Below are 15,950 nucleotides of genomic sequence, written 5' to 3' on the forward strand. Positions count from 1 at the left end.
TTACTGCCGGAATGGGAAGTTGAAGGCGCGCAGAAGAGCGCGGGCTTCATCATCCGTCTTAGCGGTCGTGCAAACGATGATGTCCATGCCCCAGATCTGATCAACTTTATCGTAGTTGATTTCTGGAAACACGATGTGTTCCTTAACACCCATGGCAAAGTTGCCACGACCGTCAAAGCTCTTCGGATTCAGACCGCGGAAATCTCGAACGCGCGGAAGCGCGATCGTGATCAGACGATCAAGAAATTCGTACATACGATCTGAACGAAGAGTGACCTTCGTACCGATTGGCATGTCTTCGCGCAACTTAAAAGTTGCGATCGAATTACGGGCGCGAGTAATGACAGGCTTCTGACCGGCAATCAAGGCCAGATCTGCTGCAGCAACAGTTGGCTTCTTAGAGTCGCCAGTTGCTTCGCCTACACCCATATTCAGGACAACTTTGGTGATGCGTGGAATCTGCATCTCGTTGTCGTACTTGAATTCTTCAAGAAGAGCTTTACGGATCGTGTCCTGATAAATCTTCTTGAAGCGTGGAAGTGCCTTAGCTTCAGCCATCAGATCACCGCTCCCGAACGCTTTGCAACGCGAACCTTCTTACCGTCCTCGATACGGAAACCAACGCGAGTTGGCTTGCCATCCTTAGGATCAGCAACAGCCAGGTTAGACAAATGGATCGGCGCCTCTTTCGAGATGATGCCGGCTTCCTGAGTCTGTGTCTGGCGCTGGTGACGCTTTACAACATTAATGCCACGAACGAGCGCTTTGTCGTCCTTTGGCATAACCTGAAGAACTTCGCCCTTACGGCCCTTGTCCTTACCGGACAGCACGACAACGCTGTCGCCTTTGCGAATCTTTTGCATCGTCTTGCTTCCTTACAGAACTTCCGGAGCCAGCGAGATGATCTTCATGTGGCTCTTAGCGCGGAGTTCGCGCGGAACCGGTCCGAAGATACGCGTGCCGATAGGCTCTTTCTTGTTATCGATGAGAACAGCTGCGTTGTTATCAAAACGAATAACACTGCCGTCTGCGCGACGGATGTCCTTGGCAGTCCGTACGACTACCGCCTTCATCACGTCACCTTTTTTGACGCGGCCGCGCGGAATAGCTTCCTTGATCGACACCACAATGATGTCGCCCACGGAAGCGTAACGCCGCTTGGAACCGCCCAGCACCTTGATGCACATGACACGACGTGCGCCGGAGTTATCCGCCACGTCGAGGTTTGTTTGCATCTGAATCATGACTGGCCGCCTTCTTTTCCTTCAGCTGGTTAAGGGCTCCTGCCCTACCTAAGCTGCGTGTTTGTAATTTAGCCCGCTGTTACGTTCGAGAGAACGACCCAGCGTTTGTCCTTCGAAATTGGCTTGGATTCTTCAATAGAAACCTGATCGCCAATCTTGAACTGGTTGTTTTCGTCATGCGCCTTGTATTTCTTAGACTGACGAATGGTCTTCTGGAGGAGCGGGTGCGAATAGCGACGCTCAACCTTAACCACAACAGTCTTATCATTCTTGTCGCTGACGACAACGCCCTGCAGAACGCGTTTAGGCATTATACTTGTTCCTTATGCCTTGCTTTCGGCCGCCTTCTGGCGGGCGATGGTCTTGATACGCGCAATGTCGCGACGAACTTGCTTCACGCGCGCGGTTTTTTCGAGCTGGCCGGTTGCCTTCTGGAAGCGCAGATTAAACTGCTCTTTCTTCAGTGCGCCCAACTCATCGTTGATCTGATCGAGGCTTTTCGCCCGAACGTCTGCGGCTTTCATGACTGCCTCTCTTACTCTGCGATGCGCTGAATGAAGCGCGTCTTGACCGACAACTTTGCAGCGCCGAGTCTTAAGGCTTCGCGTGCCACATCTTCGGGTACGCCGTCAAGCTCAAACATTATACGACCTGGTGCAACTCGGGCTGCCCAGTAGTCAACTGAACCCTTACCTTTACCCATACGGACTTCGGTAGGCTTCGATGTTACTGGCAGATCCGGGAAGATCCGGATCCATACACGACCCGCACGTTTCATGTGACGGGTGATCGCGCGGCGAGCCGCTTCGATCTGTCGTGCTGTGACGCGGTCAGGCTCTACTGCCTTCAAACCGAATGCACCGAAATTAAGATCCGTACCGCCCTTCGAGTTGCCGTGGATACGGCCCTTGAACTGCTTACGGAACTTGGTGCGCTTTGGCTGCATCATTGTTCTCTACTCCAATTTTCTCGCCCGCGGCCCGCTTTTTAAGCGTTTTCGCGGCGGCGGTTCTGCTGGGAACCCTGATTGTCACCCTCAACCGCACGACGTTCAGAAGCCATTGGGTCGTGCTCAAGGATCTCGCCCTTGAATACCCAAACCTTCACGCCGCAGATGCCGTAAGCGGTCTGCGCTTCTGCCGTACCGTAGTCGATATCGGCACGCAGCGTGTGAAGCGGAACGCGACCTTCGCGATACCATTCCATACGTGCGATTTCAGCGCCGCCAAGACGACCGGAGCAGTTGATACGGATACCTTCAGCACCGAGACGCATTGCCGACTGAACGGCACGCTTCATGGCGCGACGGAATGCCACACGGCGTTCGAGCTGCTGAGCGATCGACTGAGCGATCAGCGTAGCATCGACTTCCGGCTTACGAACTTCAACGATGTTGAGGGACGTATCGGAATTCGTCATCTCGGAAAGCTTCTTGCGGAGCTTTTCGATGTCTGCACCCTTCTTGCCGATGATGATACCCGGACGAGCCGAGTGGATCGTCACGCGGCACTTCTTGTGCGGACGCTCGATTACGATCTTGGAGATCGCAGCCTGCTTGAGTTCGCTCTTAAGATACTCGCGGATCTTGACATCTTCATGCAGCAGCTTGCCGTACTCACCGGTATTCGCGTACCAACGCGAATCCCAGGTGCGGTTGATGCCGAGACGAAAACCGATCGGATTAATCTTCTGGCCCATTATGCGGCCTCCCCTTTTTCCGCAACTTCGCGGACAACAATGGTGAGATGCGAAAACGGCTTTTCGATGCGGCTTGCCTTACCACGTCCACGAACGTGGAAACGCTTCATGACAATTGACTTGCCGACATAAGCTTCAGCAACGATCAGCGCGTCAACATCGAGATCATGATTGTTCTCTGCGTTGGCGATAGCCGATTCGAGCGTCTTTTTCACTGTTTCAGCGATCCGCTTGCGCGAGAAAGTGAGATCAGCAAGTGCCGCATTTACTTTCTTGCCGCGGATAAGTGCCGCGACAAGATTAAGCTTCTGCGGGCTGACGCGAAGCGTACGGGCGACGGCTTTCGCCTCGTTATCCTTAAGCTGGCGGGGAGCCTTGGCCTTGCCCATCTGTTACTTCCTCTTTGACTTCTTGTCCGCGCCGTGACCGTAATAGGTACGTGTCGGCGCGAATTCACCGAACTTATGTCCAACCATTTCTTCGGAGATCGATACCGGAACATGCTTGTTGCCGTTATACACACCGAAGGTCAGGCCAACGAACTGCGGCAAGATAGTGGAGCGACGGCTCCACATCTTGATGACTTCACTACGACCGCCCTCGCGTACCTTCTCAGCTTTCTTGAGAAGATAGCCATCGACGAACGGACCTTTCCAAACTGAACGAGCCACTTCAGACTACCTCTCTTACTTCTTGCGCTGATGACGCGAACGCATGATGAACTTATCGGTCGCCTTGTTCGAACGGGTCTTTTTACCCTTCGTAGGCTTGCCCCAAGGCGTGACCGGATGACGACCACCAGAAGTGCGGCCTTCACCACCACCATGCGGGTGGTCAACTGGGTTCATAGCAACACCGCGAACGTGTGGACGCTTGCCGCGCCAGACCGAACGACCGGCCTTACCGTCATTGATGTTGCTGTGCTCTGGGTTGGACACTGCGCCAACCGTAGCCATGCATGCACCGGAAACCAGACGCTGTTCGCCGGAGTTCAGACGCAGGATAGCCATACCCTGGTCACGACCAACGAGCTGTGCATATGCACCAGCCGAACGAGCAATCTGACCGCCCTTGCCTGGCTTCATCTCCACGTTGTGGATGATGGTACCAACTGGCATGGACGAAAGCGGCATTGCGTTACCTGGCTTAACGTCGACGGACTGGCCAGAAATGACCTTGTCGCCGGCTGCCAGACGCTGCGGAGCCAGAATGTAGCTCAGCTCGCCGTCTTCGTAGCGGATCAGCGCGATAAACGCGGTGCGGTTTGGATCGTATTCCAGACGTTCAACCGTTGCGACAACGTCATGCTTGCGACGCTTGAAGTCGATGAAACGGTAAGAACGCTTGTGACCGCCGCCCTGAAAGCGAACAGTGATACGACCGGTGTTGTTACGGCCACCCTTCTTGGACAGACCTTCGGTCAATGACTTGACCGGCTTGCCCTTGTAGAGTTCCGAACGGTCCACGATGACCAGCTGACGCTGGCCTGGCGTGGTCGGATTAAAGTGCTTGAGTGCCATTGTCTTTACTCCATGGCCTCTCAGAGACCTGTCGAAACGTCGATGCTCTGACCTTCAGCCAAAGTAACGATCGCTTTCTTGACATCGCTCTGGCGCCCGACAATGCCGCGGAACCGCTTCACCTTGCCTTTGCGCACAGTGGTGTTAACGGCCTTTACCTTGACGCCGAAGAGCGCCTCGATTGCAGCCTTGATTTCCGGCTTCGTCGCCTTGCGAGCTACGTTGAAGACAACCTGGTTATGTTCGGAAACAAGGGTCGACTTCTCGGTAATGACTGGGCTGACGATCACGTCGTAGTGGCGAAGATCGGTCATTTAAAACGCTCCTCGAGTGCTTCGACAGCTGCCTTGGAAAGCACGAGCTTGCCACGACGCAGAATGTCGTAAACATTGATGCCCTGCACTGGCAGAACGTCGATGTTTGGAATATTCGAAGCAGCGCGCTGGAAGTTCACGTCGAGCTCTGCACCACCGATGAGGAGTGCATTTTCGAGACCGAGCTTTGCGAACTGCGAAACAAGCTGCTTTGTCTTGGCTTCAGAGGCAGCCAGATCATCGATGATGATCAGGTCAGATGCCTTTGCTTTAGCCGACAGAGCGTGACGCAAGCCGAGAGCGCGAACCTTCTTTGGCAGATCATGATCATGCGTACGGACAACTGGTCCGTGAGCCTGACCACCGCCGCGGAACTGAGGTGCACGAGCCGAATGGTGACGAGCGCGACCCGTACCCTTCTGCTTGTACATCTTCGAACCGGTGCGGCTGATGTCGCTGCGGCCCTTGGCATCATGAGAGCCCTGCTGGCGGCGAGCCAGCTGCCAGCGCACGACGCGCTGAAGAATGTCGTCGCGTGGGTCAAGGCCGAAGATATCTTCGTTCAGCTTGACCTTGCCGGCATCCTTGCCTTCAAGAGTTGTAATTGTGAGATCCATTATTCGGCTCCCTCAGTCGCTGCAGTTTCAGAAACTACAGCAGCTTCTACCTTGGCCTGTGCTGCTTGGCGCAGACCAGCTGGCTTGGGAGCATTTTCTGGAAGCGAAACCTTAACGGCGTCGCGAACATAGATCCATGCACCCTTCGAACCAGGAACCGCACCGCGAACAAGAATAAGGCCGCGATCGAGGTCGGTAGAAACGACTTCGATATTCTGCGTGGTTACACGGGTCTGCCCCATGTGACCGGCCATCTTCTTGCCCTTGAATACTTTACCTGGATCCTGACGCTGACCGGTCGAGCCGTGAGCGCGGTGGGTAACTGAGTTACCGTGCGAAGCACGATGACCAGCAAAGTTATGACGCTTCATTACACCGGCAAAGCCTTTACCGATCGAAGTACCCGTCACATCAACCTTCTGGCCGGCGACGAAATGTTCGGCAGTGATTTCCACGCCGACCTCGAGCAGATTTTCAGGCGAAACGCGGAATTCCGCAACTTTTGCCTTAGGCTCAACCTCAGCCTTCGCGAAGTGACCGCGCAGAGCCTTGGTTGTGTTCTTTACCTTGGCAAGTCCAACGCCAAGCTGAACAGCCGTGTAACCATTCTTTTCAACTGTACGCTGAGCTACCACGTGGCAGTCTTCCATGCGGAGAACTGTCACTGGTACATGTTCGCCGGCGTCGTTATAGACGCGGGTCATGCCCAGCTTTTGTGCAATAACACCTGAACGCATCGGGTTCGTTCCTTCCGTCCTCAAGCCGATTAAAGCTTGATCTCGACATCAACACCGGCGGACAGATCAAGCTTCATCAGCGCATCAACTGTCTGTGGGGTTGGGTCAACGATATCGAGAAGACGCTTGTGCGTGCGCATCTCGAACTGTTCGCGGCTCTTCTTATCGATGTGCGGCGACCGGTTTACTGTGAACTTTTCGATCCGCGTTGGAAGTGGGATCGGTCCGCGCACGTTGGCACCGGTACGCTTGGCAGTCGACACGATTTCCCGCGTCGAAGCGTCAAGGATCCGATGATCAAACGCCTTAAGGCGAATGCGGATGTTTTGACCGTTCATTTGATCTGTTCCTTGTTACGCGGGACGCCTCCGAGGAGACGCCCCTGCACAAATCTAATTACTCGATGATCGAAGCGACGATGCCTGCACCGACGGTGCGGCCACCTTCACGGATAGCGAAGCGGAGCTTCTCTTCCATTGCGATCGGGACGATCAGCGTAACGTCAACGGTAACGTTGTCGCCAGGCATAACCATTTCCGTGCCTTCTGGCAGGGTAACAACACCGGTCACGTCAGTCGTACGGAAGTAGAACTGTGGACGGTAGTTGGTGAAGAATGGCGTATGACGGCCACCTTCGTCCTTGGTCAGAATGTATGCTTCTGCCTTGAACTTGGTGTGTGGCTTAACCGAACCTGGCTTGCAGAGAACCTGACCACGTTCAACGTCGTCACGGCCTACACCACGAACCAGTGCGCCGATGTTGTCGCCAGCCTGGCCCTGATCGAGCAGCTTGCGGAACATTTCAACGCCGGTAACAGTCGTCTTGCCAGTGGCCTTGATGCCAACGATTTCGACTTCTTCGCCAACCTTGACGATACCGCGCTCAACACGACCGGTAACAACAGTACCACGACCCGAGATCGAGAACACGTCTTCGATTGGCATCAGGAATGGCTGGTCGATCGGACGTTCTGGCGTTGGGATATAATCGTCAACAGCAGACATCAGGTTGCGGATTGCGTCTTCGCCGAGTTCCTTCGAAGAATCTTCCAGAGCAGCAAGAGCCGAACCCTTGATGATTGGAACTTCGTCGCCTGGGAAGTCGTACTTCGAAAGCAGTTCGCGAACTTCGAGTTCTACGAGTTCGAGAAGTTCAGCATCGTCAACCTGATCGCACTTGTTCAGGAACACGACGATCGCAGGAACGCCAACCTGACGAGCGAGCAGGATGTGCTCACGGGTCTGTGGCATCGGGCCGTCAGCTGCCGAAACAACCAGGATCGCGCCGTCCATCTGTGCAGCACCGGTGATCATGTTCTTAACATAGTCAGCGTGGCCTGGGCAGTCGACGTGTGCATAGTGACGAGCTGCAGTTTCATATTCAACGTGTGCCGTCGAAATGGTGATACCGCGAGCGCGTTCTTCCGGTGCAGCATCGATCTGGTCGTACGCCTTGAATTCACCGAAGAACTTCGTGATTGCTGCTGTCAGCGACGTCTTGCCATGGTCAACGTGACCAATCGTGCCGATGTTTACGTGGGGCTTATTGCGTTCAAACTTGCTCTTTGCCATCTGAGCTCTCCTAAAATCTAGCCTGCTCAGGCTTTTTACTGTTTGGCGTAATCAGAAATTACGCGAACTTCTTTTGAATTTCCTGTGCGACCGCGGTCGGAACCGGCTCATAATGGTCGAACTGCATGGTGTACTGTGCACGACCCTGAGACATCGAACGCAGGTTGTTCACGTAACCAAACATGTTGGCCAGTGGAACGTTTGCGTTGACGACCGTAGCAATGCCACGAGCTTCCGTACCTGAAATCTGACCACGACGTGAGTTCAGATCGCCAATTACGTCACCGACGTAATCTTCAGGAGTTACGACTTCAACCTTCATGATCGGTTCGAGAAGCTGTGCACCAGCCTTCTGTGCGCCTTCACGGAACGCTGCGCGAGCAGCGATTTCGAACGCGAGAACCGAGGAGTCAACGTCGTGGTATGCGCCGTCGATCAGGGTTGCCTTTACGCCGAGCATCGGGAAGCCAGCAAGCGGACCCGCACCCATGACGCTTTCGATACCCTTCTGAACGCCTGGGATGTATTCCTTAGGAACAGCACCACCAACGATCTTGGATTCGAAGATGAAGTCATCGCCGTCATGCGGTTCGAAAATGATCTTGACGCGAGCGAACTGACCCGAACCACCCGACTGCTTCTTGTGGGTGTAATCGATTTCAGCCTGACGGGTGATCGATTCACGGTAAGCAACCTGCGGCGCGCCGACGTTTGCTTCTACCTTGAATTCACGCTTCATGCGGTCGACGAGAATGTCGAGATGAAGTTCGCCCATGCCAGCAATGATCGTCTGACCGGATTCTTCATCGGACTTAACGCGGAACGAAGGATCTTCAGCAGCCAGACGGTTGAGCGCGATGCCCATCTTTTCCTGGTCAGCCTTGGTCTTTGGTTCAATCGCGATTTCGATAACCGGATCAGGGAATTCCATGCGTTCAAGGATAACCGGCTTCAGCGGATCGCAGAGCGTATCACCAGTTGTGGTTTCCTTGAGGCCAGCCAAAGCAACGATGTCGCCTGCATAAGCTTCTTCGATGTCTTCACGGCTGTTGGAGTGCATCTGCAGCATACGACCGATGCGCTCACGCTTGCCCTTAACGGTGTTTTCGAGCGAAATGCCCTTGGTCATCTTGCCCGAGTAAATACGAGCAAAAGTAAGCGAACCAACGAACGGATCGTTCATGATCTTGAATGCAAGCATCGAAAGCGGTGCTTCATCCGAAGATTCACGGGTGGTTTCGGTTTCCGTCTTAACGTCGATGCCCTTAATCGCAGGAACATCGGTTGGAGCCGGAAGGAATTCCACAACAGCGTCGAGAAGTGGCTGAATGCCGCGGTTCTTGAACGCCGTACCGCAAAGAACCGGATGGAACTTAACGTCGATGGTGCCCTTACGGATCAGTGCACGAAGCTGTTCGTTCGTAGGCATGGTGCCTTCGAGATAAGCTTCCATTGCAGCTTCATCGATTTCCACGGCCAGCTCAATGAGCTTTTCGCGGTACTCTTCAGCCTTGTCCTTAAGGTCTGCAGGGATTTCGCCAACGATCGCAGATGCGCCGATGGTGCCATCCCAGGTCAGGGCATTCATTTCGATCAGATCGATAACGCCTTCGAACTCATTTTCAGCGCCGATTGGCAGCTGAACTGGAAGAGCGATTGCGCCAAGACGCGAGCCGACCATTTCTACGCAACGGTAGAAGTCTGCACCGATCTTGTCCATCTTGTTGACGAAGACCATACGTGGAACGTGGTACTTCTCAGCCTGACGCCAAACAGTTTCGGTCTGTGGCTCTACGCCAGCATTCGCATCGAGAAGAGCGATTGCACCGTCGAGAACGCGGAGCGAACGCTCGACTTCGATGGTGAAGTCAACGTGGCCCGGGGTGTCGATGATGTTGAAGCGACGCTTCTTGCCATCCTGACCCTGCCAGAACGTGGTCGTAGCAGCGGACGTGATGGTGATACCGCGTTCCTGTTCCTGCTCCATCCAGTCCATGGTGGACGCGCCATCATGGGTTTCACCGATCTTGTGGTTCTTACCGGTATAGAACAGGATACGCTCGGTCATCGTCGTCTTACCGGCGTCGATGTGAGCCATAATACCGAAATTGCGGTAGTCTTCGATTTTATATTCGCGGGCCATGTTTTTGCTCTTTGAATAGGGTTCGACGATTACCAGCGGTAATGCGAGAATGCGCGGTTGGCTTCAGCCATGCGGTGCGTGTCTTCACGCTTCTTCACAGCAGAACCACGGTTGTTTGCAGCATCAAGCAATTCACCGGAAAGACGATCAATCATCGTGGTTTCATTACGACCACGAGCTGCATTGATCAGCCAACGAATGGCAAGCGCCTGGCGGCGTTCTGAACGCACATCGACCGGAACCTGGTAGGTTGCACCACCAACGCGGCGCGAACGGACTTCAACGTGCGGAGCAACATTGTCGAGCGCCTGATGGAACAGCGCGACCGGCTCTGACTTCGCCTTGGCTTCGATCGCCGAAAGCGCACCGTAAACGATGCTTTCTGCAACCGACTTCTTGCCATGAAGCATAACTGCATTCATGAACTTTGTGATCACGAGATCGCCGAACTTTGGATCCGGATTAATCTCGCGCTTCTCTGCTTTATGGCGTCTGGACATTTCGTCTCAACTTTCAATTACATCGGGCTCAACTCGCCATTCTGGCGGCCGGTATCCCCGGAAAATTCTTACTTAGGACGCTTCGCACCGTACTTCGAACGACGCTGCTTGCGGTTCTTAACACCCTGGGTATCGAGAACGCCGCGGATGATGTGGTAACGCACACCCGGCAAATCCTTGACGCGGCCGCCGCGGATCATAACCACGGAGTGCTCCTGAAGGTTGTGACCTTCACCTGGGATGTAACCGATGACTTCAAAGCCATTGGTCAGACGAATCTTGGCAACCTTACGGAGAGCCGAGTTCGGCTTCTTAGGGGTTGTCGTATAAACGCGGGTGCAAACGCCGCGCTTCTGTGGGTTTGCCTGCAGAGCAGGAACCTTATTACGCTTTACCGGCGCAGTGCGCGGCTTGCGGATCAACTGGTTTACGGTAGGCATTGAACCTTCCTCTATAAAAAATCTCGTATCAGCGCCCCATGAGGGCCGTTTCACCGGAGTGCTCATGCACAAATTCGGGACCAGCCACACTGTATGTGGCCACCCCGAACAAAAGCAGAGGAAGCAAAAGCTTCATGCGAACGGCAAGTTGCATTTCGATCGTAAAACGAACCCTGTTTGAGGCGAACTTCAGAGCGCGTCGCCCCGAAACAGCCAGCCTCACATCGGCTCAGATGGGCTGCTGATACGTGTTTGGAGGCGTTTCGTCAAGGGCAGGACATTAAGTTTCTTCACCAAAAGGCCGTAAAGCCGCGTTTTGGTGCCAGCCGGACAGGTTATTGCGCCGTATTCGACGTCAATTCGCGATTATTTCGCAGACAAAACTGTCATTTTTGTGTGCCAGCATAGCGCCGGACCCGAACAGCCGCTATTGAAGCACATCCGAGTCGAAACACAACAGAATATTAAGGGATTCTCAATGTCATCCACTACCCCGATTGCAGATAACGATTCGCCAATCGTTCACCTGGTCATTGCCGACGTCTGGAACGAAGGCGAAGAGGAATCTGTAGAAGTACACATTCTGCTGAAATCCGATGAAGACGAAGATCTCGTTCAGACCGTCCTCGCGATCCTGGCGGAAGAAGGTTATCACGAAGCTGAGTTGATCGAGATGGGCACAATCACCGAAGAACCAGAAGAAGAACCTCACAAGAGTGCATGGCACACCGCCCTCACCGGTGAAGTAGCGCTGATCGAATTCGAAGGCGATGACGAGGAAGAAGAATAAGTTTGGCTGAAATCACGCAGCCTGACCCAGGATTGGGTTCAAGGTTTTGCGCTAAGATAAAGGGCGGTTTCTGACCGCCCTTTTTTTCACAATCAAAAAGCCACAAACAAAAAGGCCGCCTCGAAAGGCGGCCTTTTCTTTTTCCTGAACGCTGCCTTATTCGGCTGCGCTGTTGGTCATGTCTGTCAGCATCGCATTGGCTGCTGCGGAACCGGTCGACTTGCGACGCTCGTCGATGATCAGTTCGTCGCGAGCCGTCGCAATACGACGGATCTGGTTGGTCATGCCACCAGTACCGGCCGGGATGAGACGGCCGACGATAACGTTTTCCTTGAGACCCTGCAGCATGTCCATCTTGCCGGCAACAGCCGCTTCGGTAAGCACGCGAGTGGTTTCCTGGAACGACGCCGCCGAGATGAACGAAGGAGTCTGCAACGAAGCCTTGGTAATACCAAGCAGAACCGGATTACCCGAACCTGGCTTCTTGCCTTCCTCGATCAGACGATCATTGACCTCATCGAGTTCGATGCGATCGACATGATCACCGGTGATGTAACCGGTATCGCCCGATTCCGTGATCTCGATCTTCTGGAGCATCTGACGAACAATCACTTCGATGTGCTTGTCGTTGATCAGAACGCCCTGAAGACGGTAGACTTCCTGGATTTCATTGACGAGGTAGGAAGCGAGAGCTTCCACGCCCTTAATGGCCAGAATGTCATGCGGCGCTGGATTACCGTCGAGGATGTATTCACCCTTTTCGATAACGTCACCGTCCTGAAGATGGAACGGCTTGCCCTTAGGAATCAGATACTCAACAGGCTCGATCGTATCGTCGTTTGGCTCGATGATGATACGGCGCTTGTTCTTGTAATCGCGACCGAAGCGGACAGTACCATCGATCTCTGCGATGACGGCATGGTCCTTCGGACGACGAGCTTCGAACAGTTCCGCAACGCGTGGCAGACCACCGGTAATATCCTTGGTCTTCGCGCTTTCCATCGGCAGACGCGCAATAACGTCACCAGCATTAACGTGAGCACCCGGCTCGAACGAAAGGATCGTTTCCACCGAAAGCAGGAAGCGAGCTTCGCCACCCTTCGACAGCTTTGCGATCTTGCCGCTCTTGTCCTTGATGACCATTGCAGGCTTGAGGTCTGCACCACGTGGGGTCGAACGCCAATCGATGATAACGCGCTTCGTGATACCAGTCGACTCGTCCGCAGTTTCCGAAACCGAGAGGCCGTCGACGAGATCTTCGAACTCGACGTAGCCTTCCACTTCCGTAAGGATTGGACGGGTGTACGGATCCCACTCGGCAATACGCTGACCGCGCTTGACTGCATCACCTTCGTCAACGAACAGACGCGAACCGTAGGTTACACGGTGAACCGCACGTTCCTTGCCCGTAGCATCGACGATCAGAACCGCCATGTTACGGCCCATGACCACGAGGTTACCATCGGAGTTGCGAACCACGTTGCGATTGCGCAGCTTGACGGTGCCTTCATACGAAGCTTCGAGGTAGGACGAGTCAACAACCTGTGCAGTACCGCCCAAGTGGAAGGTACGCATGGTCAGCTGAGTGCCTGGCTCACCGATCGACTGTGCAGCGATAACACCGACAGCTTCACCCTGGTTGACAGGAGTACCACGTGCAAGGTCACGACCATAGCACTTGGCGCAAACGCCGTTACGGGTTTCACAGGTAAGGGCCGAGCGAATACGGATCGACTGGATACCAGCCTTCTCGATGACTTCGACGTCCTTTTCCTCGATCATGCGGCCAGCTTCAACGATAACATCGCCAGTTGCCGGATTGATGATCGGATCAAGTGCTGTACGGCCCAGAACGCGCTGTCCGATTGGAGCAACGATCTGACCGGCATCAACGATCGGCTGCATGGTGAGACCGATTTCGGCGCCGCAATCGACTTCCGAAATGATCGCATCCTGTGCAACGTCAACGAGACGACGCGTCAGGTAACCCGAGTTAGCGGTCTTCAAGGCGGTATCAGCAAGACCCTTACGGGCACCGTGTGTCGAGTTGAAGTACTCGTTAACGGTCAGGCCTTCCTTGAAGTTCGAGATGATCGGGGTTTCGATGATTTCACCCGACGGCTTGGCCATAAGACCACGCATACCGCCAAGCTGACGCATCTGGTTGACCGAACCACGGGCACCCGAATGCGACATCATGTAAACCGAGTTCATCTGCTTCTGACGTCCGGTCACCGGATCGAATTCAACAGCCTTAATGCGGGCCATCATTTCTTCGGTGATCTTGTCAGTCGCCTTACCCCAGGCATCAACGACCTTGTTGTACTTTTCGCCCTGAGTGATCAGGCCGTCATTGTACTGCTGTTCGTATTCGGTCGTCAGCGCTTCGGTTTCTGCAACGATCTTCGCCTTCGAGTCCGGAATGACCATGTCATCCTTACCGAACGAAATACCGGCGCGACATGCATGGGCAAAGCCGAGCTGCATGATGCGATCGCAGAAGATAACCGTCTCTTTCTGACCGCAATGGCGGTAGACGTGGTCGATCATCTTGGAGATGTTCTTCTTCGTCATCTCCTGATTACAGATGTCGAACGGCACATTGACATGCTTCGGTAGAAGCTCGCCAGTGATCAAACGACCAGGCGTTGTGTCGTAAACCTTGGAAACGACATTGCCTTCCGCATCAACCGTCTTGAAACGGCCTTTGATCTTGGTGTGCAGCGTGACAACCTTGTTCTCAAGCGCATGCTGAAGTTCGCCCATATCGGCAAACATCATGCCTTCGCCTGGCTCCTTGTCTGCCACGATCGACAGATAATAGAGGCCGAGAACCATGTCCTGCGAAGGAACGATGATCGGTGCGCCGTTTGCCGGGTGCAGGATGTTGTTGGTCGACATCATCAGCACGCGTGCTTCAAGCTGAGCTTCAAGCGACAGAGGAACGTGAACAGCCATCTGGTCACCGTCGAAGTCAGCGTTGAACGCTGTACAGACGAGCGGATGCAGCTGAATGGCCTTGCCTTCGATCAGCGTGGGTTCGAATGCCTGAATACCAAGACGGTGCAGCGTAGGCGCACGGTTCAGAAGAACCGGATGCTCACGGATCACTTCGTCAAGAATATCCCAGACTTCCGGACGTTCTTTTTCAACCAGCTTCTTCGCCTGCTTAACGGTCGAGGAATAACCCTTGGCGTCAAGACGAGCGTAGATGAATGGCTTGAACAGTTCGAGCGCCATCTTCTTAGGCAGACCGCACTGGTGAAGCTTCAGTTCAGGACCAGTCACGATAACCGAACGACCCGAATAGTCGACGCGCTTACCGAGAAGGTTCTGACGGAAACGACCCTGCTTACCCTTGAGCATGTCGGAGAGCGACTTCAGCGGACGCTTGTTAGCACCGGTGATGACGCGGCCACGACGGCCGTTATCGAACAGCGCGTCAACAGCTTCCTGCAACATACGCTTTTCGTTACGGATAATGATGCCAGGAGCGCGCAGTTCAATAAGACGCTTCAGACGGTTGTTACGGTTGATCACACGACGGTAAAGGTCGTTGAGATCGGATGTAGCAAAACGACCGCCATCGAGCGGAACCAGAGGACGCAGATCCGGTGGAATAACCGGAACGATCTTCATAATCATCCACTCAGGACGGTTGCCGGATTCCATGAAGTTCTCAACGATCTTGAGACGCTTCATCAGCTTCTTGGTCTTCAGTTCCGACGTGGTTTCTGCCAGATCGACGCGCAGGTCTGCGGCGATGTTCGGAAGATCCATCGAAGCCAGAAGTTCAAAGATAGCTTCTGCACCGATAAGGGCTGTAAACTGATCTTCGCCGAATTCATCGACGGCAATCATATATTCTTCTTCCGAAAGAAGCTGGTGCTCTTTCAGCGAAGTGAGACCCGGTTCGGTAACAATGTAGTTTTCAAAATACAGAACGCGCTCGATATCCTTGAGCGTCATGTCCAGCAGCGTGCCGATGCGCGATGGCAGCGACTTCAAGAACCAGATATGGGCAACAGGTGCTGCGAGCTCAATATGGCCCATGCGCTCACGACGAACGCGCGACAGCGTGACTTCAACGCCGCACTTTTCGCAGATGATGCCTTTGTATTTCATACGCTTGTACTTGCCGCACAAGCATTCATAATCCTTGATCGGGCCAAAGATACGCGCGCAGAAGAGACCATCGCGTTCAGGCTTGAACGTACGATAGTTGATCGTCTCCGGCTTCTTGATCTCGCCGTATGACCAGGACAGAATCTTCTCAGGGCTGGCAATCGAGATTCTGATGGAATCGAACGTCTGTGCCGGAGCCTGAGGATTGAAAAGATTCATGACCTCTTGGTTCATGCCGTTCTCCTTGAGG

At 54.0% G+C, this 15,950-nt stretch carries 20 protein-coding genes; 1 reads left to right on the plus strand and 19 read right to left on the minus strand.

The annotated features are described in order from the left end of the window. The 18 genes from rplE to rpsL form a co-directional block, all read right to left on the minus strand. Positions 1–558, minus strand: a complete 558-nt coding sequence (rplE, locus tag ACSME1_RS01880; protein ID WP_024897019.1) for a 50S ribosomal protein L5 — start codon at positions 556–558, stop codon at positions 1–3. Then, positions 558–863, minus strand: a complete 306-nt coding sequence (gene rplX / locus ACSME1_RS01885) for a 50S ribosomal protein L24 (RefSeq protein WP_024897018.1) — start codon at positions 861–863, stop codon at positions 558–560. Before rplX ends, rplE begins: the two co-directional genes overlap by 1 nt. A gap of 12 nt (positions 864–875) precedes the next feature. After that, a complete protein-coding gene (rplN, locus tag ACSME1_RS01890) occupies positions 876–1,244 on the minus strand; it encodes a 50S ribosomal protein L14 (RefSeq protein WP_007875329.1) in 369 nt (122 codons plus the stop codon). Positions 1,245–1,312: 68 nt separating this feature from the next. Next, positions 1,313–1,555 carry a 30S ribosomal protein S17 gene (rpsQ, locus tag ACSME1_RS01895; protein ID WP_024897017.1) on the minus strand — a complete coding sequence of 81 codons (243 nt, stop codon included), beginning with the start codon at positions 1,553–1,555 and terminating at the stop codon, positions 1,313–1,315. Between the two features lie 12 nt (positions 1,556–1,567). Further along, a complete protein-coding gene (gene rpmC, locus ACSME1_RS01900) occupies positions 1,568–1,768 on the minus strand; it encodes a 50S ribosomal protein L29 (RefSeq protein WP_024897016.1) in 201 nt (66 codons plus the stop codon). Positions 1,769–1,779: 11 nt separating this feature from the next. Further along, a complete protein-coding gene (rplP, locus tag ACSME1_RS01905) occupies positions 1,780–2,193 on the minus strand; it encodes a 50S ribosomal protein L16 (protein ID WP_024897015.1) in 414 nt (137 codons plus the stop codon). Positions 2,194–2,231: 38 nt separating this feature from the next. Further along, positions 2,232–2,942 (minus strand): 30S ribosomal protein S3, encoded by a 711-nt coding sequence (rpsC, locus tag ACSME1_RS01910; protein WP_024897014.1) that lies wholly within the window; start codon positions 2,940–2,942, stop codon positions 2,232–2,234. Then, complete coding sequence (gene rplV, locus ACSME1_RS01915; RefSeq protein WP_007875336.1) at positions 2,942–3,331, minus strand: 50S ribosomal protein L22; 390 nt, start codon at positions 3,329–3,331, stop codon at positions 2,942–2,944. The genes rpsC and rplV overlap by 1 nt, the downstream gene beginning before the upstream one ends. Positions 3,332–3,334: 3 nt before the next feature. After that, positions 3,335–3,613, minus strand: coding sequence for a 30S ribosomal protein S19 (gene rpsS, locus ACSME1_RS01920; protein WP_024897013.1), 279 nt, complete (start codon positions 3,611–3,613; stop codon positions 3,335–3,337). 15 nt (positions 3,614–3,628) lie between these two features. Continuing rightward, the gene (rplB, locus tag ACSME1_RS01925; protein WP_024897012.1) at positions 3,629–4,462 is read right to left on the minus strand and encodes a 50S ribosomal protein L2; all 834 of its coding nucleotides are present in this window, start codon (positions 4,460–4,462) and stop codon (positions 3,629–3,631) included. Positions 4,463–4,482: 20 nt separating this feature from the next. Then, the gene (locus tag ACSME1_RS01930; RefSeq protein WP_007875343.1) at positions 4,483–4,776 is read right to left on the minus strand and encodes a 50S ribosomal protein L23; all 294 of its coding nucleotides are present in this window, start codon (positions 4,774–4,776) and stop codon (positions 4,483–4,485) included. Continuing rightward, a complete protein-coding gene (rplD, locus tag ACSME1_RS01935; RefSeq protein WP_024897011.1) occupies positions 4,773–5,393 on the minus strand; it encodes a 50S ribosomal protein L4 in 621 nt (206 codons plus the stop codon). The genes ACSME1_RS01930 and rplD overlap by 4 nt, the downstream gene beginning before the upstream one ends. Beyond that, positions 5,393–6,130: a 50S ribosomal protein L3 gene (rplC, locus tag ACSME1_RS01940; protein WP_024897010.1), complete on the minus strand. Its 738-nt coding sequence runs from the start codon at positions 6,128–6,130 to the stop codon at positions 5,393–5,395. Before rplC ends, rplD begins: the two co-directional genes overlap by 1 nt. Positions 6,131–6,159: 29 nt before the next feature. Next, entirely contained in the window at positions 6,160–6,468 is a 309-nt protein-coding gene (gene rpsJ / locus ACSME1_RS01945) for a 30S ribosomal protein S10 (RefSeq protein WP_002964363.1), read from the minus strand. A gap of 58 nt (positions 6,469–6,526) precedes the next feature. Next, a complete protein-coding gene (gene tuf / locus ACSME1_RS01950; RefSeq protein WP_100558855.1) occupies positions 6,527–7,702 on the minus strand; it encodes an elongation factor Tu in 1,176 nt (391 codons plus the stop codon). A 58-nt stretch (positions 7,703–7,760) separates the two neighbouring features. After that, positions 7,761–9,845 (minus strand): elongation factor G, encoded by a 2,085-nt coding sequence (fusA, locus tag ACSME1_RS01955; protein WP_024898612.1) that lies wholly within the window; start codon positions 9,843–9,845, stop codon positions 7,761–7,763. Between the two features lie 29 nt (positions 9,846–9,874). After that, a complete protein-coding gene (gene rpsG / locus ACSME1_RS01960; protein ID WP_007875422.1) occupies positions 9,875–10,345 on the minus strand; it encodes a 30S ribosomal protein S7 in 471 nt (156 codons plus the stop codon). Between the two features lie 68 nt (positions 10,346–10,413). Continuing rightward, positions 10,414–10,785: a 30S ribosomal protein S12 gene (rpsL, locus tag ACSME1_RS01965; protein WP_006168377.1), complete on the minus strand. Its 372-nt coding sequence runs from the start codon at positions 10,783–10,785 to the stop codon at positions 10,414–10,416. 430 nt (positions 10,786–11,215) lie between these two features. Between rpsL and ACSME1_RS01970 the strand changes: the two genes are divergently transcribed. After that, on the plus strand, positions 11,216–11,575 hold the full coding sequence (locus tag ACSME1_RS01970; protein ID WP_024898613.1) for a hypothetical protein: 360 nt from the start codon (positions 11,216–11,218) through the stop codon (positions 11,573–11,575). Between the two features lie 156 nt (positions 11,576–11,731). On the opposite strand, the gene rpoC is transcribed toward ACSME1_RS01970, so the two are convergent. Beyond that, entirely contained in the window at positions 11,732–15,934 is a 4,203-nt protein-coding gene (gene rpoC, locus ACSME1_RS01975; RefSeq protein ID WP_024898614.1) for a DNA-directed RNA polymerase subunit beta', read from the minus strand. Positions 15,935–15,950 lie beyond the last annotated feature (16 nt).

It is taken from the genome of Brucella pituitosa (genome assembly GCF_965577835.1).
Lineage (GTDB): Bacteria > Pseudomonadota > Alphaproteobacteria > Rhizobiales > Rhizobiaceae > Brucella > Brucella pituitosa.